The 24,903-nt window shown below is 69.6% G+C and carries 20 protein-coding genes and 1 pseudogene; 17 read left to right on the top strand and 4 right to left on the bottom strand.

The window, feature by feature from the left end; all coding sequences use genetic code 11:
• Positions 1 to 16 precede the first annotated feature (16 nt).
• From R0146_RS01855 to R0146_RS01845, 3 genes are all read right to left on the bottom strand, one after another.
• Complete coding sequence (locus tag R0146_RS01855) at positions 17 to 229, bottom strand: hypothetical protein (RefSeq protein ID WP_317691167.1); 213 nt, start codon at positions 227 to 229, stop codon at positions 17 to 19.
• 784 nt (positions 230 to 1,013) lie between these two features.
• The gene (locus tag R0146_RS01850) at positions 1,014 to 2,744 is read right to left on the bottom strand and encodes a TM0106 family RecB-like putative nuclease (protein ID WP_317691166.1); all 1,731 of its coding nucleotides are present in this window, start codon (positions 2,742 to 2,744) and stop codon (positions 1,014 to 1,016) included.
• Positions 2,745 to 2,750: 6 nt separating this feature from the next.
• The gene (locus R0146_RS01845; RefSeq protein ID WP_317691165.1) at positions 2,751 to 3,464 is read right to left on the bottom strand and encodes a demethylmenaquinone methyltransferase; all 714 of its coding nucleotides are present in this window, start codon (positions 3,462 to 3,464) and stop codon (positions 2,751 to 2,753) included.
• A gap of 170 nt (positions 3,465 to 3,634) precedes the next feature.
• Here R0146_RS01845 and R0146_RS01840 point away from each other — a divergent pair, with 170 nt between their 5' ends.
• A complete protein-coding gene (locus R0146_RS01840) occupies positions 3,635 to 4,744 on the top strand; it encodes an NADH:flavin oxidoreductase/NADH oxidase (protein WP_317691164.1) in 1,110 nt (369 codons plus the stop codon).
• A 67-nt stretch (positions 4,745 to 4,811) separates the two neighbouring features.
• Here R0146_RS01840 and R0146_RS01835 read toward each other — a convergent pair whose 3' ends face one another.
• Positions 4,812 to 6,203: an isochorismate synthase gene (locus tag R0146_RS01835; protein WP_317691163.1), complete on the bottom strand. Its 1,392-nt coding sequence runs from the start codon at positions 6,201 to 6,203 to the stop codon at positions 4,812 to 4,814.
• A gap of 241 nt (positions 6,204 to 6,444) precedes the next feature.
• On the opposite strand from R0146_RS01835, the gene R0146_RS01830 reads away from it, so the two are divergent.
• The 16 genes and pseudogenes from R0146_RS01830 (at position 6,445) to R0146_RS01755 (ending at position 24,853) form a co-directional block, all read left to right on the top strand.
• Positions 6,445 to 7,761, top strand: a complete 1,317-nt coding sequence (locus tag R0146_RS01830) for an NAD(P)/FAD-dependent oxidoreductase (protein ID WP_317691162.1) — start codon at positions 6,445 to 6,447, stop codon at positions 7,759 to 7,761.
• 78 nt (positions 7,762 to 7,839) lie between these two features.
• Positions 7,840 to 8,202, top strand: coding sequence for an NADH-quinone oxidoreductase subunit A (locus R0146_RS01825; protein WP_317691161.1), 363 nt, complete (start codon positions 7,840 to 7,842; stop codon positions 8,200 to 8,202).
• A 45-nt stretch (positions 8,203 to 8,247) separates the two neighbouring features.
• Complete coding sequence (locus R0146_RS01820) at positions 8,248 to 8,802, top strand: NuoB/complex I 20 kDa subunit family protein (protein ID WP_317691160.1); 555 nt, start codon at positions 8,248 to 8,250, stop codon at positions 8,800 to 8,802.
• Positions 8,799 to 9,506, top strand: coding sequence for an NADH-quinone oxidoreductase subunit C (locus tag R0146_RS01815; RefSeq protein WP_317691159.1), 708 nt, complete (start codon positions 8,799 to 8,801; stop codon positions 9,504 to 9,506). Before R0146_RS01820 ends, R0146_RS01815 begins: the two co-directional genes overlap by 4 nt.
• Entirely contained in the window at positions 9,503 to 10,891 is a 1,389-nt protein-coding gene (locus tag R0146_RS01810; protein ID WP_317691158.1) for an NADH-quinone oxidoreductase subunit D, read from the top strand. Before R0146_RS01815 ends, R0146_RS01810 begins: the two co-directional genes overlap by 4 nt.
• Entirely contained in the window at positions 10,888 to 11,631 is a 744-nt protein-coding gene (nuoE, locus tag R0146_RS01805; RefSeq protein WP_317691157.1) for an NADH-quinone oxidoreductase subunit NuoE, read from the top strand. Before R0146_RS01810 ends, nuoE begins: the two co-directional genes overlap by 4 nt.
• Complete coding sequence (gene nuoF, locus R0146_RS01800; RefSeq protein WP_317691156.1) at positions 11,628 to 12,959, top strand: NADH-quinone oxidoreductase subunit NuoF; 1,332 nt, start codon at positions 11,628 to 11,630, stop codon at positions 12,957 to 12,959. Before nuoE ends, nuoF begins: the two co-directional genes overlap by 4 nt.
• A 77-nt stretch (positions 12,960 to 13,036) precedes the next feature.
• Positions 13,037 to 15,508 (top strand): NADH-quinone oxidoreductase subunit G, encoded by a 2,472-nt coding sequence (locus tag R0146_RS01795; RefSeq protein ID WP_411567183.1) that lies wholly within the window; start codon positions 13,037 to 13,039, stop codon positions 15,506 to 15,508.
• On the top strand, positions 15,505 to 16,854 hold the full coding sequence (gene nuoH / locus R0146_RS01790) for an NADH-quinone oxidoreductase subunit NuoH (RefSeq protein WP_317691154.1): 1,350 nt from the start codon (positions 15,505 to 15,507) through the stop codon (positions 16,852 to 16,854). The genes R0146_RS01795 and nuoH overlap by 4 nt, the downstream gene beginning before the upstream one ends.
• A pseudogene (gene nuoI, locus R0146_RS01785) lies at positions 16,854 to 17,381 on the top strand (NADH-quinone oxidoreductase subunit NuoI); the annotation flags it as partial. The gene nuoH and the pseudogene nuoI, both read left to right, overlap by 1 nt.
• Positions 17,382 to 17,569: 188 nt before the next feature.
• Positions 17,570 to 18,511 (top strand): NADH-quinone oxidoreductase subunit J, encoded by a 942-nt coding sequence (locus R0146_RS01780; RefSeq protein WP_317691153.1) that lies wholly within the window; start codon positions 17,570 to 17,572, stop codon positions 18,509 to 18,511.
• Positions 18,508 to 18,807 carry an NADH-quinone oxidoreductase subunit NuoK gene (nuoK, locus tag R0146_RS01775; protein ID WP_317691152.1) on the top strand — a complete coding sequence of 100 codons (300 nt, stop codon included), beginning with the start codon at positions 18,508 to 18,510 and terminating at the stop codon, positions 18,805 to 18,807. The genes R0146_RS01780 and nuoK overlap by 4 nt, the downstream gene beginning before the upstream one ends.
• 11 nt (positions 18,808 to 18,818) lie before the next feature.
• Complete coding sequence (gene nuoL, locus R0146_RS01770) at positions 18,819 to 20,726, top strand: NADH-quinone oxidoreductase subunit L (protein ID WP_317691151.1); 1,908 nt, start codon at positions 18,819 to 18,821, stop codon at positions 20,724 to 20,726.
• A 16-nt stretch (positions 20,727 to 20,742) separates the two neighbouring features.
• Positions 20,743 to 22,287 (top strand): NADH-quinone oxidoreductase subunit M, encoded by a 1,545-nt coding sequence (locus R0146_RS01765; RefSeq protein ID WP_317691150.1) that lies wholly within the window; start codon positions 20,743 to 20,745, stop codon positions 22,285 to 22,287.
• Positions 22,287 to 23,861 (top strand): NADH-quinone oxidoreductase subunit NuoN, encoded by a 1,575-nt coding sequence (gene nuoN / locus R0146_RS01760; protein WP_317691149.1) that lies wholly within the window; start codon positions 22,287 to 22,289, stop codon positions 23,859 to 23,861. Before R0146_RS01765 ends, nuoN begins: the two co-directional genes overlap by 1 nt.
• Before the next feature lie 14 nt (positions 23,862 to 23,875).
• Entirely contained in the window at positions 23,876 to 24,853 is a 978-nt protein-coding gene (locus R0146_RS01755; RefSeq protein ID WP_411567182.1) for a polyprenyl synthetase family protein, read from the top strand.
• The last annotated feature ends 50 nt before the right edge of the window (positions 24,854 to 24,903 follow it).

Genomic DNA, 24,903 nt, shown 5'->3' with positions numbered 1-24,903 from the left:
CAGGATGTCGCCCGAGTCAGTGCTCCGGGTGCTCCAGCTCCTCGCGGCGGCGGACGGCCACCAACAGCAGCTGGACCCCCGCCCCGGCGATGCCCAAGGAAGCAGCCATTGCGATGGACTCGCCCCAGCCGGCGCCACCCACAGTGCCGGTGAGCCAACCGCCGAGCAGGAATGCGGCGATGAATCCCATCGCGGCCAGCACGATGATCCGGGATGTGGCGTCGGTCATGATGACGTCCTCTGTTCGGCGGTCCGCCGGGGTGGCTGTCCACGACGGGCAACCCGAGCCTAACCAACGCCCGTCACCCACACGATCACCTTAAGTCGAATATGTCCGGCTTTTCCGGTGAGGTGGGACCTCCGGTCGGAGCAGGGGTAGCAGGAAGCGGCCGTTCTCATCGAGCTTCGGGGTGAAGAGGCCTCCGATCGGAGCGGGAGTGACAGGGATGGCCGGTGGCGACGGGTGGTGGTAGGGCTGCGCCGTGGGGCTGAGGTGTGGCGTCGGGCTGGGGTGCGCTGTCCGGACGGGTGGTATCGGGTCCGAGTGGCGTCCTGAACGGGTGTGGCAGCCGGCCCGGCACGGGAATCCCGGGCGAACCTGGCTCATGCGTTGTGCTCATGCGTTGGTGCGTGAAGACGCGCAGGAACGCATGAGCACAACGCATGACCGATGTGGAGGGGGCTGAATCGACCCGGGGGGCGGATGAGAGGGGGCTGGAATTCTTGGGGCCAGCGGCGGGTGGGGCCGGGAAAGCATCACAGGGCCAGCGGCGGGTGCGGCCGGGAGAGCACTACAGGGCCAGCAGTGTGGGGCCGGGAAAGCAACGCAGGGTCAAAGGCGGGCGCAGCCGGTGGCGCCATTCGGCCGCGGCGCAGTGCTGGCCCGTACGCCCCCGGTGGAGGGCCGATGTGTCCAGAGCGCAGTAGGCCTCGTGCGGTCGCTCCGGGGGAGCTCACGTGGAGTCCGAGGGACGTCTGTGCGACGTCGCCTGTGGGACGTCCGCGGTCCCGCGTCAGGCGGACGCCAGCCACTCCCGCAGGGCCGCCGTCGCCCGTACGTCGTCCTCGTTGTACTCCAGCACCCGGCTGCGGGACGCCTCCCGCTCGGCCGTGTCGTCGGCGTGCACCGCCTCGTCGAACCAGGCCTGGGAGTTCAGGCCGCCGGGATCGTCGTCGCGCCAGCTGAACCCGGCACCGTCGTGCGCGACCACCTTCAGGCCGAGCCCGTGGATGCCGAACCAGTGTTCCCGTACGGTCGTGAACAGGTCGACGAAGTGGCTCGCGGCGTACGCGTGGGCGCGTGCCAGCACCGGATCGCCGCTGCGCTCCGCGAGCCGTCCCAGCCGGGTGACCTCGTACGCCGAGTAGTGGTAGACCCGCACCGACCGTGGCCCCTCGGCCATCCCGAGCAGCCACGCCATCGCCTCGACCGCCAGCCGGTCCTCGCCGTCGTCGTCCAGGTCGGCGAACGCGCTGAAGTGACGGTAGTAGCGCTCGCCCGAGGCGGTGTCGGTGACCAGGAACCCCCACAGGTAGACCCGGTCGTCCTCGGCGTTCTCGATGTCCAGGTCGATCTCCAGGTCGGCGCGCGGCACGACGATCGGGCCGGTGGTGATCCGCTCCAGGCTCTGGCCGGCGGCCATCAGTCGGGCCCGGTGCGCGGCGAGTTCGAGCCGGCGGTCGGCGCCCGGCCGGTGCTGCACTTCCGGCAGGTAGCGGGGCATCAACTCGGCCAGGTCGATCACCGCCAGGTCGTCGATGGTGTTGATCCCCAGCCGTCGCAGCACCGAGATCTCCCGGATGTCCAGCGGGGACTTGTCGATCTTCAGGCTCAGGTCATGGTCGTCGAGCCGCGGCCGGCAGGTCTCCCACCAGTCGCAGCGCGGGCATTCCTTGTTGACGATCGGCAGCACCAGCGGCTCCGGCGCATCGGCCCCGCCCTGCTGGCGGGCGACCAGGGCCACTCGCACCCGGAAGTCGTGCTCGTGGTCGTAGCGTTCCAGCACGCTGCGCCGGGTCCAGCCCTCCGCCGAGCGGCGGGAGAAGGTCCGCACCATCGGCTCGGCGAGGTCGACCCAGCTGATCGCGATCCCGTGGCCGGGCACGTCGTCGGTGCCGATGACCCCGCCGAGCGGCCGCCCCGCTGCGGCGAAGCCGGCCGACTCCAGCAGCCGCCAGTAGTGCGCGACCTGCAGCAGATCACCCTCCCGGCTGGCCACCCGGATCGCCCGTGAATCGGCCGGCCGGGAATGCTGTGGGGAGGGGGACGCGAGGTCGGACACCGGGACGGTGAACGTGTGATCGCGCCCGGACCGGCGCAGCTCCTGCACCCGGTGGGCCTTGATCTCCACCGGGTGGTAGCCGGGCCGACCGTCGGCGGTGTCGGCGCCGCGCACCCACAGGTCCGCCCGACCGCTGCGGTGCCCGGCGAGATCGAGCGGCACGATCCCGTGGATGATCACGTCGGCACCGCCCAGCATCGCCGCCCGGCAGGCGGCCTCCCGCTCCGCCCAGGGCTCGCGTACGCCGTCCCGCAGGTCCACCACCCGCGGACGGCCGGAACGACGGGCCGCCGCCAGGATCGCGGCGATCACCCGATCGGCGTGACTCGGCCCGTCGTCGAAGCTCTCGGCGACCGACGGGTCCACCGCCGGGGCCGCCGGGTGGGCGCGCGGGTCGAAGAGATTGTGCGTCTTCACCGCGCAACTGCGCGCGGCGTACGCGTCGAGGACGAAGCCGGGCATCGAGGGTCAGGCCCAGGCGCGGTGCACCGCGACGATGCCGCCGGTGAGGTTCTCCCACTGGACGTCGCGCCAGCCCGCTTCGACGAACAGGGCGGCCAGCCCGCGCTGGTCCGGCCAGGCCTGGATCGACTCCGCCAGGTAGACGTACGCGGACGGGTTGGAGGAGACCGCGGTGGCGATCCGCGGCAGCGCCTCCATCAGGTACTCCTTGTAGAGCGTCGCGAACGGCGCCCAGGTCGGGGTGGAGAACTCGCAGATCACGATCCGGCCGCCCGGCCGGGTGATCCGACGCAGCTCCCGCAGCGCCCCGACGGTGTCCTCCATGTTGCGCAAGCCGTACGAGGCGGTGACGGCGTCGAAGGCGCCGTCCGCGTACGGCAGTCGCAGCGCGTCACCGGCGATGAAGGACAGCTCGGGGTGGCGTTCCTTGCCCACCTGCAGCATGCCGAGGGACAGGTCGGTCGGGACGACCGTCGCGCCGGACGCGGCGAAGGACAGGCTGGACGTGCCGGTGCCGGCCGCCAGATCGAGGATCAGTTGGCCGGGGCGAGGATCCAGCGCCCGCGTCGTGGCCTCGCGCCACCAGCGCACCTGCCCCATCGAGAGGACGTCGTTGGCGAGGTCGTAGCGGCGGGCCACCCCGTCGAACATCATCGCCACGTCGTGGCGGCGCTTCGCCAGCGTCGCACGGTAGTCGGTCTTGTCGTCTCCTCGGGGCACGGGCCCAAATATGCCACGGACGGTGGTCGTACGCCTGTTGCGGGCACGTCGGCGGCCGCGGCCCGCCCCGGAAAGGACAGCCGGTGCCAGGCCCCGAACGCCGGCCGATCGTCCATGAGGTGGGCAGGCACCTCGGATGCCGGACACGGCCCAGGGCTACCCTCAATCGCATGTCGCAACTGTTCACGCCCCTCACCCTGCGGGGCACGACCGTCCCGAACCGGGTCTGGATGTCCCCGATGTGCATGTATTCCGCGGCCCCCTCCGGAGCCTCGGCCGGCTGCCCGACGGACTTCCACCTGCAGCACCTGGCCTCGCGGGCCGGCGGCGGGGCGGGACTGGTGCTGGTCGAGTCGACCGGGGTGCTGCCGGTCGGACGGATCTCGCCGTGGGACCTCGGGCTGTGGAACGACGCGCAGGCCGACGCGTTCGCACCGATCGTCGACCTGTGTCACCGGCTCGGCGCCGCGGTCGGCATCCAGCTGAACCATGCCGGTCGCAAGGCCGGCACCCGCCAGCCGTGGGCCGGCGTCGGCACCCTGTCGGCCAGGGACGGCGGCTGGACCCCGGTCGCCCCCAGCGCGGTCGCGTTCGACGAGCACCATGCCACCCCGCGGGCGATGACCGCAGCCGACATCGTGTCGGTGATCGAGGGCTTCCGGTCCGCGGCCCGCCGTGCGCTGGAGGCCGGCTTCGACACCGTCGAGATCCATGGCGCCCACGGCTATCTGCTGCACCAGTTCTGCTCCCCGCTCAGCAATCGACGCACCGACGACTGGGGCGGCTCCTTCGAGGGGCGGGTCCGGCTGCCGCTGGCCGTCGTCGACGCGGTCCGCGAGGAGGTTGGCCCCGACGTCCCGGTCCTCTATCGGGTGTCGGCCACCGACTGGTTCACCGAGAACGGGATCGAGGGGGACAGCTGGACCCTGGAGCAGACGCGTACGTTCGCTCGTCTCCTGGAACAGCACGGAGTGGACCTGATCGACGTGTCCACCGGCGGTGTCTCGCCGCTGTCCCGGCCGACGACGGTCGGGCCGGGCTACCAGGTGCGGTTCGCTGCGTCGGTCCGCGAGGTGGTGGGGATCCCGGTCAGCACGGTCGGCATCATCGTCGACGCCGACCAGGCCGAAGAGGTCCTCGTCGAGGGCCGTGCGGACGCGGTGATGGTGGCCCGCGAACTGCTCCGCGACCCGTACGCCCCGGCACGGTGGGAAGCGCACCTGGACGGCGGACCGACCCGGTTCCCGGTGCAGTACACCCGCGCCCTGCCGTTCCGCTGAGCCGGTCCGTCCGCTGGAGAGCCCGGCCCGTACGGATGCCGTACGTACGGGTCGGCTCCGCGGGCGATCAGTCCTGCTGTTCCTCCAGGGCGTCCCGCATCGCGACCAGCTTCGCCGTCGACTCGGCCAGCTCGTTGGCCGGTTCGGAGTCGGCGACGATCCCGCACCCGGCGAACAGCTCCATCGAGTGCCCGTCGGGCAGCAGCCGGCCGCAGCGCAGCGCGATCGCCCATTCGCCGTTGCCCTGCGCGTCGATCCAGCCGACCGGCCCCGAGTAGCGGCCGCGGTCCAGTCCCTCGATCTCGGCGATGGTGGCCCGGGCGACGTCGGTCGGGGTGCCGCACACCGCGGCGCTCGGATGCAGTGCCGCCGCCAACGCCAGCGCCGTGGTCCCGGGCCGGACCGCCGCATTCACGTCGGTGGCCAGGTGCATGACGTTCGGCAGTTCCAGCACGTACGGGGTCTCCGGCACGTTCATGCTGGTGGAGTACGGCGCCAGCGCCCGCGCCACCGACTCGACCGCCAGGGTGTGCTCGCCCAGGTTCTTCTCCGACTGGGAGAGCACCTCGGCGATCGCCCGGGAAGAAAGGGTGTCCTCCACACCTCGCTGTCCGGTCTCCCCACTGCTGCGTCGCTTCGGGCCCATCGCCCCACGCCAGATCGTTCCCGCGAGCACCCGGGAGGTGACCAACCCTTGGTCGACCCGGACCAGCATCTCCGGGGTGGCGCCGACCATGTCGTCGACCCAGAAGGTCCAGCATCGCGGATACCTCGGGCCGAGCCGGTCGACCAGCCAGCGCGGGTCGATCCGGTCGGGAGTGGTGGCGACGATGTCGCGGGCCAGCACCACCTTCTGCAGATGCCCGCCGGTGATCCGGTGGACGGCGGTGGCGACCGCCTCCTCCCACTCCGGACCGGACATCGCCCCGTCCGACCAGGACACCTCGCCGGGGCCGACCGGTGCGGCGGTCCGCGGCGGCAGCTCGGGCGCCGGCAGCGGCAGTTCCGCGGGACCGATCCGGGTCAACCAGTGCCGGCCGTCGCGGCGGCCGATCACCAGCGACGGCACCACCAGCACCGAACGGCGCGCAGTGTGGTCGCGGTCGAAGGTGAAGGAACCGAAGGCCAGCGGCCCGACCCCCGACGGCAGATCGTCGCCACCCAGGTTCTCCGGCATCGCGGCCACCACGGCCCGCCACCAGGCGTCGGCCTCGGCCAGCGAGTCGACCTCGCAGCGCGCCGCCTCACCGATCCCGATCACGCCGTCCTCGCGCGGCCCCCGGCCGCTCGCGCCGGAGGCCTCGCCCAGCACCCGGCCGCTCGCGCCGGAGGCCTCGCGATGGAACCAGGCGCTCGCGCCGGTGGCGGGCAGGAAGTCCTGCAGGCGCCCCGGGTCGCCGATCGGGGTGGTCGCCGCACGCAGGCGGGGGACAGAGGGGAGCGAGGCAGGCTGCGTCACCCCGGCACTCTAGCCCGTCGGCACGGACCGGCCGTGTGCTCCGGCAGCCCGCGGACCCGTGAGTCACAGATGAATAACACCACGCGAGCATTGCGGAAATTATTCCGCCAATATGGCGCTGACTAGGGTGAATGCGGAATGTGGAAGGTTCGCCCTAGCACGGCGGGAGTCGTAGACTGCGGATGTCTCCGGCCTGCGTGAGATGCAGACCACGGGCGTCACCGACCACAGGAGCGTGTCCATGTCCTCCGCCACCGAGGCAGCAGTCAGTGCCGCGGGGGGAGTGCACACGCCGTCCGGGCGTGAGGCGTCGGAGCATGACGTGGTGGTCGTCGGCGCCGGCCCCGGCGGGTCGGCCACAGCCGCCCATCTGGCCGGTCTGGGCCTCGACGTCGCTCTGCTGGAGAAGGCCACCTTCCCGCGCGACAAGATCTGTGGTGACGGCCTGACCCCCCGAGCGGTCCGCGAGCTGGTCCGCCTCGGCATCGACACGTCCGAAGAGGCCGGCTGGGTGCACAATCGCGGCCTGCGCGTCTACGGCGGCAACGGACGTCCGTTCACCCTGGACTGGCCCGAGCTGGCCGACTTTCCGCACTACGGCATGACCCGGCGGCGTACCGAGCTCGACGAGCTGCTCGCCCGGCACGCGGCCACGCGTGGTGCTCACCTGGTCGAGGGCGCCCACGTCACCGAGCCGGTGCTCCGCGGCCGCCGGATCGTCGGCGTGACGACCAAGGACGGTCGTACGTTCCGCGCTCCGGTGGTGGTCGCCGCCGACGGGAACTCGTCCCGACTCGGCGTCGCGATGGGGATCACCCGCGACGAGAAGCGGCCGATGGGCGTGGCCGTACGGTCGTACGTGGCCTCGCCGCGCCACGACGGGGCGTACATGGAGTCCTGGCTGGAGCTGTGGGACGGACGCCCGGGCGCCTCGAACCTGCTGCCGGGGTACGGCTGGGCGTTCCCGATGGGGGACGGCACGGTCAACGTCGGTCTCGGCATGCTCAACACCTCGCCGGCCTTCGCGAAGACCGACTACCGCGCGATGATGCGCACCTGGCTGGACAACACCCCGGAGGACTGGGGCTTCCGTCCGGACAACCTGCGGGCGCCGATCAAGGGCATGGCGCTGCCGATGGCCTTCAACCGCAAGCCCCACTACCGCGACGGGCTGCTGCTGGTCGGCGACGCCGGCGGCATGGTCAACCCCTTCAACGGTGAGGGGATCGACTCGGCCATGCAGGCCGGCCGGGTCGCGGCGGGTGTCATCGTCGATGCGAAGTCCCGCGGCTTCGGCACCGCCTCGGCGGAGCGGGCGCTGGCCGGCTACCCGCTGCTGATGAAGGACGAGCTGGGCAAGTACTACCGCCTCGGCGCGGTGTTCGCCCGGCTGATCGGACATCCCACGGTGATGCGGATCGCCGTGCACTACGGACTGCCACGTCGCACCCTGATGCGGCTGGTGCACAAGTTGTTGGCCGGGCTCACCGACCAGCGCGACGGAGATGCCTTCGATCGCGTGATCAACACCCTCGTACGGATCGCTCCGTCGGTCTGAGTACATTCGGGCCGGGGTGATGGCGGAGATGACAGAGAGGGCTGCGAGGATGGACTCGGCACAGGAAAGGACCTGGCGATGAACATGTACCTTCCGTTGATCCTGATGCTGGTGATGGGCGCCATCATGGCGACCGTCGCCCTGGTGTCGGCGATCATCGGGCCGTCCCGGTACAACCGGGTGAAGTCCGACTCGTACGAATGTGGCATCGAACCGACGCCCCAGCCGATCGGCGGCGGCCGGTTCCCGGTGAAGTACTACATCACCGCGATGCTGTTCATCATCTTCGACATCGAGGTCGTCTTCCTCTACCCGTGGGCGGTCTCCCTGGAGATGCCCGGGCTGCGGTCCTTCGCCCTGGTCCAGATGCTGATCTTCATCGGCCTGGTCTTCCTGGCCTACGTCTACGAGTGGCGGCGCGGGGGTCTCGAGTGGGACTGACACGCATCGCCCCGTCCGTCCTGAGCCGAATTGTGAGGTGCTGATATGGGTGTCGAGGACAAGATCCCCCAGGGGATCCTGCTGACCACCGCCGAACAGCTGTTCGGCTGGGCGCGCAAGGCGTCCTTCTGGCCGGCCACCTTCGGCCTGGCCTGCTGCGCGATCGAGATGATGTCCTTCGGCGCCACCCCGCACGACGCGGGCCGCTGGGGCCAGGAGGTCTTCCGTGCCTCGCCGCGCCAGGCCGACCTGATGATCGTCGCCGGCCGGGTGAGCCAGAAGTTCGCCCCGGTCGTCCGGCAGATCTACGACCAGATGGCCGAGCCGAAGCGGGTGCTGTCGATGGGCGTGTGCGCGTCCTCCGGCGGCATGTTCAACAACTACGCGCTGGTCCAGGGCGTCGACCACATCGTCCCGGTCGACGTCTACGTGCCCGGCTGCCCGCCGCGTCCGGAGATGCTGATCGACGGCATCATGAAGCTGCGCACCATCGTGCAGAACGCGCCGATCGGCGCCGACGAGCGTGACGCCGCGATCGCCCGCGAGGCCCGCCAGCTGGTCGCCTCCCCCCTCGCCGAGCAGAAGGGCTTGCTGCGATGAGCGAATCGAACATCCCCGCCGTCCCCGAGGGCGAGCAGGGCGCCGGCCAGGAGCGTGAGGTCCTCGACGTACGCCAGGGCCTCTTCCACGCGTCGACCACCTCCGACGTCTCCGGCTACAACGACATGACCTGGTTCGTCGAGATGCCGCAGGCGAGTCGGCCCCCGTACGGCGGTTGGTACGACGGCGCCGTCGACCGGCTCCGGGCCGCCATCGCCGATCCGGACACCGCGATCCGCAAGGTCGTGGTGGATCGCGGTGAGCTCACCCTCTTCGTCGAGCGCGAGCACATCGCCGAGGTCGCCCGGGTGCTCCGGGACGACCCGATGCTGCGCTTCGAGTGGTGCTCCAGCGTGTCCGGGGTGCACTACCCGACCGACCGTGGCGCCGAGCTGCACGCGGTCTACCACCTGCTGTCGATGACCCACAACCGCCGGATCCGGCTCGAGGTCAGCTGCCCGGACGCCGATCCGCACATCCCCTCGGTGGTCCCGACCTACCCGACGGCCGACTGGCACGAACGGGAGACGTACGACTTCTTCGGGATCATCTTCGACGGTCACCCGGCGCTCACCCGCATCGAGATGCCGGACGACTGGCCCGGCCACCCCCAGCGCAAGGACTACCCGCTGGGCGGCATCCCGATCGAGTTCCACGGCGCCACGAACTCCCCGGTCCACGAGCGGAGGGACTACAACTCATGAGCAGCACCGAATTCCACGGCGAGGAGATCCTCGACGACGCCACCGCGATCGGCGAGGACCCGTACCGTCAGGCCGGTGACCCGGACGTCGACGCGACCTACTACGCCGACGGCGGTGACTGGGACGACATCGCGGAGGCGCAGGCCGAGCGCGGCGACGAGACCATCGTGGTCAACATGGGCCCCCAGCACCCGTCCACGCACGGCGTGCTGCGGCTGATCCTCGAGCTCGACGGCGAGACGGTGACCGACGCGCGGGTCGCGATCGGCTACCTGCACACCGGCATCGAGAAGTCGATGGAGTACCGCACCTGGTCGCAGGGCGTCACCCTGTGCACCCGGATGGACTACCTGACGCCGTTCTATCAGGAGGTGTCGTACTGCCTGGGCGTCGAGCAGCTGCTCGGCATCACCGACGACGTCCCCGAGAAGGCGACCGTGATGCGGGTCCTCCTGATGGAGATGAACCGGATCATCAACCACCTCGTCGCGATCGGCACCACCGGCAACGAGATGGGCGCCACCACCGTGATGACCGTCGCGTTCCGGGAGCGCGAGGTGATCTTCGACATGATCGAGATGATCACCGGCCTGCGGATGAACAACGGCTTCATCCGCCCCGGCGGCGTCGCCAACGACCTGCCCGCCGGTGCCATCCCCAAGCTGCGCGAGATGTCGGACTGGCTGCACAAGCACCTGCCCGAGATCGGCCAGCTGTGCGACGACAACCCGATCTTCCGCGCCCGCCTCGACAACGGCATCGGCTACCTCGACCTGTCGACCTGCGTCGCTCTGGGCACCTCCGGGCCGCCGCTGCGGGCCACCGGCATCGACTGGGACCTGCGTAAGAAGCAGCCGTACTGCGGCTACGAGACGTACGACTTCGACGTCGTCACCGATGACGGCTGTGACGCGTACTCCCGTTACGTGGTGCGTCGCGACGAGATGTTCGAGTCGCTGAAGATCGTCGACCAGGCGATCGACCGGCTGGAGAAGCTGGACGGACAGCCGTGGATGGTCGACGACCCGAAGATCGCCTGGCCCTCCCGACTCACCGTCGGCCCCGACGGCCAGGGCAACGCCACCGAACACATCCGCCACATCATGGGTGAGTCGATGGAGTCGTTGATCCACCACTTCAAGCTGGTCACCGAGGGCTTCCAGGTCCCGCCGGGCCAGGTGTTCGTCCCCGTGGAGAGCCCGAAGGGCGAGCTCGGGGTGCACCTCGTCTCCGACGGCGGCACGCGACCCTACCGGGCCCACTTCCGGGATCCCAGCTTCGCCAATCTGCAATGCCTCCCGGCGATGGCGAAGGGCGCCATGCTGTCCGACGTCTCGGTCGCCGGGGCCAGTCTCGACATGGTGATCGGAGGAGTCGATCGATGAGCGGTTTTCGGAGCCACTTCGACAACACCGGGGGCGTCGACTTCGACACCGCCGGGGAGACCCTGATCACGGCCGAGACCATCGCGGAGATGGAGGAACTCGCCTCCCGCTACCCGCAGAAGCGGTCGGCACTGCTGCCGATGCTGCACCTGGCACAGAGCGTCGAGGGCCGGATCACCCCGGCCGCGATCGACATCTGCGCCCGCGTCACCGGCCTCACCCCGGCCGAGGTCAACGGTGTGGCGACCTTCTACACGATGTACAAGCGCAAGCCGATGGGCAAGCACCACATCGGCGTCTGCACCACCTCGCTGTGCGCGATCCTCGGCGGTGACGAGATCGCCGAGGCGCTGCACGAGCACCTCGGCATCGGCAACGACGAGACCACCGAGGACGGCGCCATCACGCTGGAGCACATCGAGTGCAACGCCGCCTGTGACTACGCGCCGGTGGTGATGGTCAACTGGGAGTTCTTCGACACGATGACGCCTCGCAAGGCGGTCGAGCTGGTCGAGAAACTGCGCAACGACGAACCGGTGTTCTCCCCGCGCGGCGCGACCATCACCTCGTGGCGCGAGGCGGAGCGGGTGCTCGCCGGATTCCCCGACGGGCGCGCCGACGAAGGTCCGGCCGCGGGGGCGCAGTCCCTGCTCGGCCTGAAGATCGCCGAACGCAACGGCTGGCACGCCCCCGACCCGGCCGATCTGCCGGGCGCGGCACCCCAGGAGGAGGGCAAGTGACCGACATGCTGACCCCGGTCCTCAGTGCCAACTGGGGCGACGAGCGGGCCTGGAAGCTCACCAACTATGAGCGGCGCGGGGGCTACGGGGCGCTGCGTACGGCGCTCCAGCAGGCTCCCGCCGACATCGCCGGCCAGGTCAAGACCGCTGGCCTGCGCGGCCGTGGCGGTGCTGGCTTCCCGGCCGGTGTGAAGTGGAGCTTCCTCCCCAAGGACAACCCGAACCCGGTCTATCTCGTGGTCAACTGCGACGAGTCCGAGCCGGGCACCTGCAAGGACATCCCGCTGGTGATGGCCTCCCCGCACACCCTGCTCGAGGGCATCATCATCAGCTCGTACGCGGTGGGCTGCCACCACGCGTTCGTCTACATCCGCGGTGAGGTGCTGCACGTCATCCGGCGGATGCAGCAGGCCGTCCGCGAGGCGTACTCGGCGGGCTACCTCGGCAAGGGCATCCTCGGCACCGACTTCGACCTCGAGGTCACCGTGCACGCGGGCGCCGGCGCGTACATCTGTGGCGAGGAGACCGCGCTGCTCGACTCCCTGGAGGGACGTCGCGGACAGCCCCGGCTGAAGCCGCCGTTCCCGGCGGTCGCCGGTCTGTACGCCTCCCCGACGGTGATCAACAACGTGGAGACGATCGCCACCGTGCCGTCGATCGTCGGCAACGGTGTCGACTGGTTCCAGTCGATGGGCTCGGAGAGCTCGCGGGGGATGACCCTCTACTCGCTGTCCGGCCACGTGGCCAACCCCGGCCAGTTCGAGGCCCCGATGGGCATCACGCTGCGCCAGTTGCTCGACATGGCCGGCGGGATCCGGCACGGGCACCGGCTGAAGTTCTGGACTCCGGGCGGTTCCTCCCTCGGCATCCTCACCGACGAGCACCTGGACGTGCCGCTCGACTACGACGGCCCGGCGAAGGCCGGCAGCGGTCTGGGCACCAAGGCCCTGCAGTGCTTCGACGAGACCACCTCGGCGGTCCGGGCCTGCGCCCGCTACGTCGAGTTCTACAAGCACGAGTCCTGCGGCAAGTGCACGCCGTGTCGTGAAGGCTCCTGGTGGCTCGTCCAGATCCTCGACCGCCTCGAGGCCGGCAAGGGCGAGGAGGGTGATGTCGAGAAGCTGCTCGACCTGTCCGACAACATCGCCGGTCGGTCGTTCTGTGCGCTGGCCGACGGCACCGCCACGATCGTGAAGTCCATGATCAACCACTTCCGATCCGAGTTCGAGGCGGGCCTGCACACCCCCGCCCGGGAGTTGTTCCCGTACGAGAAGACGACCGCCTGGTACCGCCCGGGCGTCGCTGCCGAGAGCGGAGCCACCGCATGACCGAGACGACGGAAGCCCAGCTCGCCCCCCGCGCTGCCGCGGCGCCGGCGCTGACGCGCAACCCGCTGGCGCGCCAGATCGCACAGATGGATCCGGCGGACCTGATCAGCGTCACCATCGACGGGGTCGAGGTCAGGGTGCCCAAGGGCACCTTGATCATCCGCGCGGCCGAGATGATCGGCCACCCGGTGCCCCGCTTCTGCGACCACCCGCTGCTCGACCCGATCGGCGCCTGCCGGCAGTGCCTGGTGGAGATCACCGACGACGGCCGCGGGCGGCCGATGCCGAAGCCGCAGGCCTCCTGCACCACCACGGTGATGCCGGGCCAGGTGATCAAGACCCAGGCCGCCTCGGCGGTGGCCGCGAAGGCCCAGAGCGGCATCAACGAGTTCCTGCTGATCAACCACCCGCTCGACTGCCCGATCTGTGACAAGGGCGGGGAGTGCCCGCTGCAGAACCAGGCGATGATGGTCGGCAGCGGTGACACCCGGTTCAGCGACGTGAAGCGGACCTACCCGAAGCCGATCCCGATCTCCGCGGAGATCCTGCTGGACCGCGAGCGCTGTGTGCTCTGCTCGCGCTGCACCCGGTTCGCCGACCAGATCGCCGGCGACCACCTGATCGACCTGGCCGAGCGCGGAGCCGTGGAACAGGTGTCGATCTTCCGCGAGCAGCCCTTCAACTCGTACTTCTCCGGCAACGTCATCCAGATCTGCCCGGTCGGCGCGCTGACCAGCACCGCCTACCGCTTCCGGGCCCGCCCGTTCGACCTGGTGTCGACGACGACCACCTGTGAGCACTGCGCGGCCGGCTGCGAGCTGCGGGTCGACCACCGCCGCAACGACGTGATGCGCCGCTACGCCGGCGACGATCCCGACGTCAACGAGGAGTGGAACTGCGACAAGGGCCGCTTCGCCTTCGTCTCCGGACGGGGCGATGACCGGCTCACCCACCCGCTGATCCGCGAGGACGGCGCGCTGCGGCCGGCATCCTGGCCCGAGGCGATCAACGCCGCGGTCGCCGGACTGCGGGCAGCCGGGTCCTCCGTCGGGCTGCTGCCCGGTGGCCGGGTCACCGTCGAGGACGCGTACGCCTGGTCGAAGTTCGCCCGGGTGGCGCTCGGCACGAACAACGTCGACTTCCGCTCCCGCCCGCACAGCGCGGAGGAGACCGCCTTCCTGGGCAGCGCGGTCGCCGGCCGGTCGCTGGCCGAGTCGGTGACGTACGCCGACCTGGAGAAGGCGTCCGGTGCGCTGCTCGTCGGGTTCGAGCCCGAGGAGGAGTCGCCGATCGTCTTCCTGCGGCTGCGCAAGGCATGGCTCAAGAAGCACCTGCCGGTCTGGACCGTCGCGCCGTTCCTCAGCAACGGTGCGGCGAAGACCGGCGCCACGCTGCTGGCCACCGTGCCGGGCGAGGAAGCCGCCCGGCTCGACACCCTGGATGCCGAGGTCGACCTCGGCTCCGCCGGGATCATCCTGGTCGGTGAGCGGGCCGGCGCCGACGCCGGCGCGCTGAGCGCGGCCCTGCGGCTGGCGCAGCGCACCGGGGCCCGGCTGGCCTGGATCCCGCGTCGCGCCGGTGAGCGCGGTGCCGTCGAGGCCGGCCTGCTGCCGACCCTGCTGCCCGGCGGTCGGCCGGTCGCGGATCCGGCGGCCCGGGTCGACGTACGTGCCGCCTGGGAGGTCGCCGCTCTGCCCACCGAGACCGGACTGGACGCGGACGCGATCCTCGCCGCAGCGGCCGAGGGCACGGTGCGGGCCCTGGTCGTCGGCGGCGTCGAGCCGACCGACTTCGCCAGCCCCGCAGCCGCCCGCCGCGGCCTGGAGAACGCCGGTTTCGTGATCAGCCTGGAACAGCGCCTCTCGGAGGTCACCGAGCGCGCCGACGTGGTGTTCCCGGTCAGCCTGTTCGAGGAGCGTCGCGGCACCTTCCTGGACTGGGAGGGACGCGAGCGTCCGGTCGCCCAGGTGGTCACCCCGTCCAGCCTGGTCGACGACCTGCGCATCCTGGTCGCTCTCGCCGACGGCCTGGGCGTCGACCTCGGGATCCGTGACACCGACGCCGCCAAGGCCGAGCTCGATCAGCTCGGCAGCTGGGAGGGGGAGCGGGTCGCTGCTCCTGCCGTCCCGGCGCCGGCCGCCGGCGAGCCCACCGCTGATCAGTTCGTCCTGGCCACCTGGCGCACCCTGCTCGATGCGGGCCGTGGCCAGGACGGCGAGCCGCAGCTGGCCGAGACCGCGCCCGCCGCGGTGGCGCGGGTCTCGGCGGCGACCGCCGCCCTGATCGGCACCCCGCAGACGGTGTCCGTGCGGGCCGGTGACGCCGAGCTTCGCCTGCCGCTGGTGGTCGAGGCCACGATGGCCGATGGCGTGGTCTGGGTCCCGCGCAACGCCCCCGCTCTCTCGGTGGCCGAGCACCTCGACGTCACCGCCGGTGACCGGGTCGGACTCGCCGCCGCGACGACCGAGGCCGCCGGCTCCGGCGAGCCGACTGCTGGTATCGAGGACTCGACTGCTCGCTCCCGCGACTCGTTTGGAGGCATGGCATGATCCCGCTGGACCTCTCCCTGTTCGGTCACGACCCGGTGTGGTTGGTGATCGTCAAGGTGATCATCTGGTTCGTGTTCATCCTGTTGGCGACGATCTTCAACGTCTGGCTGGAGCGGCGCACGCTCGGTCGCATGCAGCAGCGCATCGGACCGAACTTCGCCGGCCCGTTCGGCCTGATCCAGGCCCTCGGTGACGGTCTGAAGCTGCTGTTCAAGGAAGACGTGACGCCGAAGCTGGCGGACCGCTTCGTGTTCAAGCTGGCGCCGTTCATCATGACGGTGGTCGCCTTCGGCACCTTCTCGCTGATCCCCTTCGGCGGCACGGTGAAGATGTTCGGGCACCAGACCCAGCTGCAGCTGGTGGACACCCCCGCGGCGGTGCTGCTCTATCTCGCGCTCACCTCGATCGCCGTGTACGGCGTGGTGCTCGCCGGCTGGTCGTCCTCCTCGACGTACGCCCTGCTCGGCGGCCTGCGCTCGACCGCGTCGATGATCTCCTACGAGATCGCGATGGGTCTGTCGCTGGTGTCGGTCTTCCTCTACGCCGGGACGATGTCGACCAGTGAGATCGTCCAGGCCCAGGCCCGACCGCTGCAGTTCGGTGCGGCCCAGTGGCAGGGCTCGATGGGCTGGTACTTCCTGCTGCTCATCCCGTCGTTCATCATCTACGTGATCTCGATGTTCGCCGAGACGAACCGTCAGCCGTTCGACCTCCCGGAGGCCGAGGGCGAGCTGGGGTCGGGCTACATGACGGAATACTCCGGCATGACGTACGCCCTGTTCTTCCTCTCCGAGTACATCAACATGTTCATGGTGTCCTGCGTGGCCACCACGCTGTTCATGGGCGGCTACCTGCCGATCTGGCCGTTCAACAACATCGGCGTGCTGAACAATCCGTGGCTGGGTCCGGTCTGGTTCCTGATCAAGGCCTACATGTTCATGTTCCTGTTCATCTGGGTCCGGGCCACCATCCCGCGGATCCGGTACGACCAGCTGATGCGGCTGGGCTGGAAGTGGCTCATCCCGGTGTCCCTGGGGTGGACGATGCTCGTCGCGGTGTTCCGCGTCGGCATCGCCGATGGCTGGCTCGGCAGCCGCGGTTTCTGGATCACCGCCATCGTCGTCGCGGCGGTGCTGATCGCCCTGCTGCTCTTCGGCGGGCCGCGGGAGACGGCCGTGGAGGAGGAGCCGACGGCGTTCGACCCGTACGCCGGGGGCTACCCGGTGCCGCCGATCGGCGACCAGAAGGTGCCCGGCCTGGTCGACGTGGTCAGCTCGGCGGCCGACGAGCCGGCCCGCGCGGTCCTGTCCGAAACGTCCGACTCCCAGCGAAGGGCTGATTCCTGATGGCGAATCCTGTTGCCGGGTTCGGGGTGACGTTCTCCACCCTGTTCCGCAAGACCCAGGTCAAGGGCGACCAGGCCCGGATGTATCCCGAACGGCCGGCGATGATCATGCCGCGCTACCACGGTCGACACCAGCTCAACCGCTGGCCCGACGGTCTGGAGAAGTGCGTCGGCTGCGAGCTGTGCGCCTGGGCCTGCCCGGCCGACGCGATCTTCGTCGAGGGCGCCGACAACACCGACGAGGAGCGCTACTCGCCGGGGGAGCGTTACGGCCGCGTCTACCAGATCAACTACCTGCGCTGCATCCTGTGCGGCTTCTGCATCGAGGCCTGCCCGACGCGGGCGCTGACGATGACCAACGAGTTCGAGCTGGCCGACACCAGCCGTGAGGCGATGATCCTGGAGAAGGACCAGCTGCTCGCCCCGTTGCTGCCCGGCATGGAACAGCCGCCGCACCCGCGTCGGCTCGGCGATGACGAGCGAGCGTACTTCCTCGGCCTGCCCGACACCGGCGCCCGCGACCCGCGGATGCCGGAGGGGCAGCAGGAGACGTACGTGGACGAGTCCGAGGCCCGCCCGGTGGGCACGCCGTGGATCCGTTCCGGGTCGGAGGTGCGCAAGGAGATGCGCAAGCAGTTCCACCCCGACTACAGCACGCCGTCGGCCCAGGACATCCGGGCCCTCGAGCCGTCGGACAAGAACAAGGGAGCCGAACGATGATCCCCCTGGTGACCGCCCAAGCGGTGGCCTTCTGGTTGCTGGCACCGCTGATGGTGCTGGCGGCGCTCGGCATCGTGTTGTCGCGCAAGCCGGTCCACTCCGCGCTGCTGATGGCCTTCGTGATGATCGCGCTGGCCGTGCAGTACGGCGCGCTGGACTCGCCGTTCCTGCTGGCCGTGCAGATCATCGTCTACACCGGCGCGATCATGATGCTGTTCCTCTTCGTCGTGATGCTGGTCGGTGTCGACACCACCGACTCGATCGTCGAGACGATCAAGGGACAGCGGGTGGTCGCGGTGATCGCCGCGATCGCGCTGCTGGTCCTGGTGGTCGTCGGCCTGTCGAGCGCGGTGAGCGGGACGGCGCGCGGCCTGGCCGACGCGAACTCGCTGGGCAACGCCCAGGGCATCGCCGGACTGTTGTTCAACCGCTACGTGCTGGTGCTCGAGGCCGCGGCCGCGCTGCTGCTGATCGCGACGATCGGCGCGATGGTCCTCGCCCACCGGGAGCGCACCACGCCGAAGAAGTCCCAGCCCGAGCAGTCGCGAGAGCGGATGCAGGCGTATGCCCGCACCGGCGCCCACCCGGGCGGCCTGCCGTCCTCGGGTGTCTTCGCCCGGCACAACGGTGTCGATGCCCCGGCCCTGCTGCCGGACGGCTCGGTCGCCGAGCCTTCGGTGTCGCGGACCCTGAAGCTGCGCGGTGTGATGCTGCAGGGTGACAACCTGGCCGACCCGGTGCGGGAGAGCCTCGGCGAGATCGATCCCGGCTCCGAGGACGCCGTCGGCGGGCGTACGGTCGCCCAGGCGCGGGCCGATCAGCTCGCCCAGGCGCGGGCCGACCAGTCCGAGGGAGCGCGCGCCGAGCGCGATCAGCTGGAGGCCGCCACGGTGGCGGACGCCGGGTCCGAGTCCGCGGAGGGAATCGAAGAACGATGAATCCGAACAACTACCTCATCCTGGCGGCGCTGCTGTTCGTCATCGGCGCCTCCGGCGTGATGCTGCGGCGCAACGCCATCGTCGCCTTCATGTCGATCGAGCTGATGCTGAACAGCGCCAACCTGCTGCTGGTCACCTTCTCCCAGTACTGGGGGGTCCTGGACGGTCAGGTCGGTGCCCTGTTCGTGATGGTGGTCGCGGCCTGCGAGGTCGTGGTCGGCCTCGCGATCATCGTGTCCATTTTCCGTACGCGTCGCTCGGCCTCGGTCGATGACGCCAACCTGCTGAAGTTCTGAGGGGTGCGCCGATGATTCCGCTTGAACTGATCGCCTCGGTGCCCGCCGAGGGAGCGTTCACCTGGGCATGGACGATGCTCGCCGCCCCGGCGCTCGGCGCCCTGCTGCTCCTCGTACTCGGCCGGTTGACCGACCGCTGGGGCCACTACCTGGCCACCCTGATGCCGATCTGGTCGTTCGCGATCGCCTCGACGCTGTTCGTCGGACTGCTCACCCGCCCGGCGGGGGAGCGGGTGGTCAGCGCGCCGCTCTACGAGTGGTTCAACGCGGGCCCCTGGACCGCGAGCTTCGGGCTGCGGATCGACCCGCTGTCGATCCTGTTCGCCCTGCTGATCACCGGGGTCGGCTCGCTGATCCACATCTACTCGATCGGCTACATGGCGCACGACCCCAACCGGCGCCGCTTCTTCGCCTACCTGAACCTCTTCATCACCGCGATGCTGATCCTGGTGCTCGCGGACAACTACCTGCTGCTGTTCATGGGCTGGGAGGGCGTCGGTCTGTCGTCCTACCTGCTGATCGGCTTCTGGCAGGAGCGGCCGAGCGCCGCGAAGGCGGCCACCAAGGCATTCGTGATGAACCGTGTCGGCGACGTCGGGATGTCCATCGCGCTGATCCTGATGATCGCCCTGTTCGGCTCGACCTCGTTCGACGCGGTCAACGCCGGGGCGCCGCAGATGACCACTCCGGTCGCCACGCTGCTGGGCATCCTGCTGCTGGTCGGTGCGTGCGCCAAGTCGGCCCAGGTGCCGCTGCAGGCCTGGCTGCTCGACGCGATGGAGGGCCCGACCCCGGTCTCCGCGCTGATCCACGCCGCGACGATGGTCACCGCGGGTGTCTACCTGGTGGTCCGCTCCGGCTCGATCTACGCGATGTCCGAGGTGGCCTCCACCGTGGTGGTCATCGTCGGCACCGTCACGCTGCTCGCCGGTGCGTGGATCGGTTCGGCGAAGGACGACATCAAGAAGGTGCTGGCCGGCTCGACGATGTCGCAGATCGGCTACATGATGCTCGCCGCCGGCATCGGCCCGGCCGGGTACGTCTTCGCGATCTTCCACCTGCTGACCCACGGCTTCTTCAAGGCCAACATGTTCCTCGGGGCCGGTTCGATCATGCACGGCATGAACGACGACGTCGACATGCGCCACTACGGCGGCCTGGCCCGCGCCATGCGGATCACCTTCGTGACCTTCGCGATGGGTTACCTGGCGATCATCGGCTTCCCGTTCTTCGCCGGCTTCTACTCGAAGGACCACATCATCGAGGCGGCCTTCGAACACAACATCATCATCGGCATCCTGGCGCTGCTCGGCGCGGGTGTCACCGGCTTCTACATGACCCGACTGATGATGATGACCTTCTTCGGCGAGAAGCGCTGGCGTGACGACCAGCACCCGCACGAGTCCCCGGCGGTGATGTGGGTGCCGCTGGTGATCCTCGCGGCGATGTCGGTGGTCGGCGGCTTCGCATTCAACAACTGGATCGGCCGCTTCCTTGCCCCGGCGGTCAACGGGGTGGAAGAGGTCCCCGGGCTGTTCCACTTCAGCCCGATCGCCCTCATCACGGTGCTGGTGGTGGCCGCGGGCGTCGCCCTCGGCTGGTGGCTGTACCGCGGTGACATTCCCGACAAGGCGCCGCAGAACGTGTCGGTGGTCACTCGAATCGGTCGCAACGACCTCTACGGCGACACCATCAACGCCGCGGCGTTCACCAACACCGGCAACGGCGTGGTGACGGCTGTCGTGGCCGTCGACGACCACGTGATCGACGCGGTCGCCAACGGGACGGGGACCGCCTTCGGCGGTGTCGGCCAGCTCTTCAAGCGGCTCCAGACCGGCTATGTCCGTTCGTACGCGCTGACGATGGTGGCGGGTTCCGTCCTCATCGCCGTCGTGCTGATCCTGGGCCGGCTGGCCTGACGGGAGGAGAAATCACATGACGACGTTCCCCTGGCTCACCGTGCTCGCGGTGCTGCCGCTGATCGGTGCGCTCGCACTGGTCTTCATCAAGGGCGCGCTGGCCCGTACGGTCGGGCTCGCCTTCTCGCTGGTGACACTGGTCATCTCGATCGGAGTGGCGATCGGCTTCGATCCCGGCTCCGGCATGCAGTTCGTCGAACAGCAGTCCTGGATCCCGGCGATCGGCGCCTCCTACTCCCTGGGCGTCGACGGCATGGGTCTGCTGATGGTCCTGCTGACGACCATCCTGGTGCCGGTGGTGCTGATCGCTGTCTGGGACGATCCCGATGCCAACGACGGCCGCTGGACCTCGCAGACGTTCTTCGCCCTGGCCCTGCTGTTGGAGGGCCTGTCGCTGTATGTCTTCATGGCCACCGACGTGCTGCTCTTCTACCTCTTCTTCGAGGCCACGCTGATCCCGATGTACTTCCTGATCGGGGGATTCGGCGGAAAGAAGCGCAACTCCGCGGCGATGAAGTTCCTGCTGTTCTCGCTGGCCGGCGGTCTGGTGATGCTGGTCGCGGTGATCGGCATCTATGCGGTCACGGCGGGCCTCGGCCAGCCGACGTACGCCCTGCAGTCGCTGCAGCCGGCCGCCGCGGCGGGTCTGTTCGACACCCCGGTCGGCAAGTGGCTGTTCGCCGGATTCTTCATCGCCTTCGCGATCAAGGCGCCGATGGTCCCCGTACACACCTGGTTGGCCGACGCCGCCGAGGCCTCGCATCCCGGCAGCGCCACGCTGATGGTGTCCGTGCTCGACAAGATCGGCACCTTCGGCATGCTGCGGTTCTGCCTCGGCCTGTTCCCCGAGGCCAGCGTGTGGGCGACCCCGTTCGTCCTGGTGCTGGCGCTGATCTCGATCGTCTATGGTGCGGTCGCGGCGATCGGGCAGCGGCACCTGATGCGGTTCGTCGCCTTCACCTCGGTGAGCCACTTCGGCTTCATGGTGATGGGCATCTTCGCGATGACCACCTCCGGTATCGCCGGGTCGATCTTCTACATGTTCAACCACGGTCTGTCGACCGCAGCACTGTTCCTGGTCGTCGGCTTCATGGTCAAGCGTCGCGGATCGGCCGACATCGCCGCCTTCGGTGGGGTGCAGAAGGTCGCCCCGGTGATGGCCGGATTCCTGCTGCTCTCCGGTCTGTCCGCCCTGGCCCTGCCCGGTCTGTCGAGCTTCGTCTCGGAGTTCATGGTGCTCGCCGGCACCTTCAGCCGGACGCCGTGGATCGCCGCGCTGGCCGCCTCCGCCCTGCTGTTGTCCGCGATCTACGTGATGGCGGTCTACCAGCGCACGATGACCGGCCCGGTGACCGACCAGGTGACCCGTACGGTCCACGCCGACCTCACCCTGCGCGAGCGGGTGGCCGTCGTCCCGCTGCTCGCGATCATCCTCGTGCTCGGCTTCTTCCCGCGTCCTGCCCTGCAGCTGGCTGAGCCCCAGGGGGCCCAGACGGTCGCGGCCATGCAGTCCGTCGGGGTGTCCGAACCCCAGCCGCAGATCCCGGAGGGCAAGAACTGATGAACACCAGCATGGACTACGCGGGGCTGCTGACCGCGATCCTTCCCGTCGTGATCGTCTTCGCCGGCGCCTCGTTGAGCCTGCTGGCGGAGGCCGTCCTGCCGCGGCGCGCCCGGTGGGGGACCCAGCTGGGCTTGTCCTTGGTCGTCCTGGCCGCGGCGTTCGCCTCCTCGATCGCGATGTACGGCTCCTCGTCGCTGGCCCAGGACCAGACCGCGATGGTGATGGTCGACCGACCCGCGCTCGGGCTGTGGATGCTGCTGACGGTCTTCGGCCTGCTGTCGATTCTGCTGTTCGCCGAGCGTGAGGTGTACGGCGGGGTCAGCGCCTTCACCCCGTCCGGCGCGGCCATCCCCGGCTCGCTCGACGAGAAGGCGGCCGGCGAGGCCCGCCACGAACACAGCGAGGTCTTCACCCTGCTGCTGTTCTCGGTGACCGGCATGATGCTCTTCCTCGCCGCCGACGACCTGATGATGATGTTCGTCGCGCTCGAGATCATGTCTCTGCCGCTCTACCTGCTCTCCGGGCTGGCCCGTCGCCGCCGGCTGCTCAGCCAGGAGGCGGCGCTGAAGTACTTCCTGCTCGGCGCGCTGTCCTCGGCGTTCTTCCTCTTCGGCATCGCCCTGGTCTTCGCGTACGCCGGCTCGTTCCAGCTGGCCGTGATCGACGCGTCGATCGGCCAGAGCTCGCTGTCCGAGGGCGTGCTGATCTCCGGTGTGCTGATGATGCTCGTCGGGCTGCTGTTCAAGGTCGGCATCGTGCCGTTCCACAGCTGGGTCCCGGACGTCTACACCGGCGCCCCCACCCCGGTCACCGCGTTCATGGCGGTCTGCACCAAGATCGCCGCCGTCGGCGGTCTGATGCGGGTGCTCTACGTGGCCCTCGGCGCGGAGCGCTGGAACTGGCAGCCGGTCGTCGCGGTGATGGCGATCCTCACCATGCTGGTCGGTGCCGTCGTCGGTCTGGCGCAGACCGACATCAAGCGGCTGCTCGCGTACTCCTCGATCACCCACGCCGGCTACATCCTGGTCGCCGTCGCCGGTGCCGCCCAGGCGGTCAACGGCATCAACGGCCTGACCTCGGTGTCGGCCACCTCGTTCTACCTGCTGACGTACGGTGTGGCGACCATCCCCGCCTTCGCGATGGTGACCATGGTGCGCGACAACGGCGCCGAGGTGACCCAGCTGTCCGGCTGGGCCGGCCTCGGCCGGAAGAACCCGGTGTTCGCCACGGTGATGGCGGTGTTCATGCTGAGCTTTGCCGGCATCCCGCTGACCGCCGGCTTCATGGGCAAGTGGGCCGTCTTCGCGTCCGCGTTCGAGGGCGGCTGGGGTTGGCTGTCCCTGGTCGGTGTGCTGCTCAGCCTGGTGGCGGCGGTCTACTACCTGCGGGTGATCGCGGTGATGTTCTTCCGCGAGCCGGTCGAGGGGCCTGAGGTCATCGACACCTCGGCGGCGACGCTGGTCGTGGTGGTGCTCGGTCTGGTCGCCACCGTGGTGCTGGGCATCGTTCCCGGCCCGGCGATGGGCTTCTTCCACAATGCGAGTGAGTTCCTCCGTCTGGGTATGATGTGAGCCTTGTGACCCCCATCTCAGCGCCGCAGACCCGGGATGCGTTCGAAGCGTACGTGCGGGAGCGGCTCGATGTGATCGAGACCGCTCTCGCCGACGCTGCGACCGGCTCGATGCCGTTCGTCACCGAAGCCGCCCGGCACATCATCGCCGCCGGCGGGAAGCGGTTCCGGCCGCTGCTCGTCGTCCTGGCCTCCGCTCTCGGCACCCCGCGGTCGGCGGAGGACCTGACCCGGGCCGCGCTGGTGATGGAGCTGACCCACGTGGCCAGCCTTTACCACGACGACGTGATGGACGAGGCGGAGATCCGCCGGGGCGCTCCCAGCGCCAACAGCATCTGGGACAACAGCGTCGCCATCCTCGTCGGCGACTACCTCTTCGCCCGCGCCTCCGACATCGTCGCCGACCTCGGCGTCGACTTCGTCCGGCTGCAGGCCCGGACCTTCTCCCGCCTGGTGCAGGGCCAGATCGCCGAGACCGTCGGTCCCGCCGAGGGCCAGGACGCGGTGGGTGCCTACCTCGACGTGGTGGCCGACAAGACCGGCTCGCTGATCGCCTCCTCGGCGATGTTCGGCGGCATGATCGCTGGACTGCCGCAGGAGCAGGTGGCGGCGCTCGCCGGGTTCGGCGAGGAATTGGGCGTGGTCTTCCAGCTCAGCGACGACATCATCGACATCACCTCCGACAGCACCGGCAAGACGCCCGGCACCGACCTCCGCGAGGGCGTGCCGACCCTGCCGACCCTGATGCTCGCCGACTATCAGGACGACGACTCCCAGGACCTGCTGCGGACGGTCCGTGGTGATCTCTCCGACGACGACGCGCTGGCCGAGGCGCTGCGGCGACTGCGGGGACACGCGGTGATCGAGCGGGCCGGTGCGGAGGTCGCCCGCCGTGCCGAGATCGCCCGCGGACACCTCGCAGCCCTGCCGGACGGGATGGCCAGGGACGCACTGAGCGAGCTCTGCGACACGGTGGTGAACCGCTCGGCCTGAGCCGTTCCACCCAGAGAAACATGTGAGCGTACGTTCACATGTTTCGATGT

It is taken from the genome of Raineyella sp. LH-20, from assembly GCF_033110965.1.
Classification (GTDB): Bacteria; Actinomycetota; Actinomycetes; order Propionibacteriales; family Propionibacteriaceae; genus Raineyella.
This window is presented reverse-complemented; position numbering and strand designations above follow the sequence as displayed.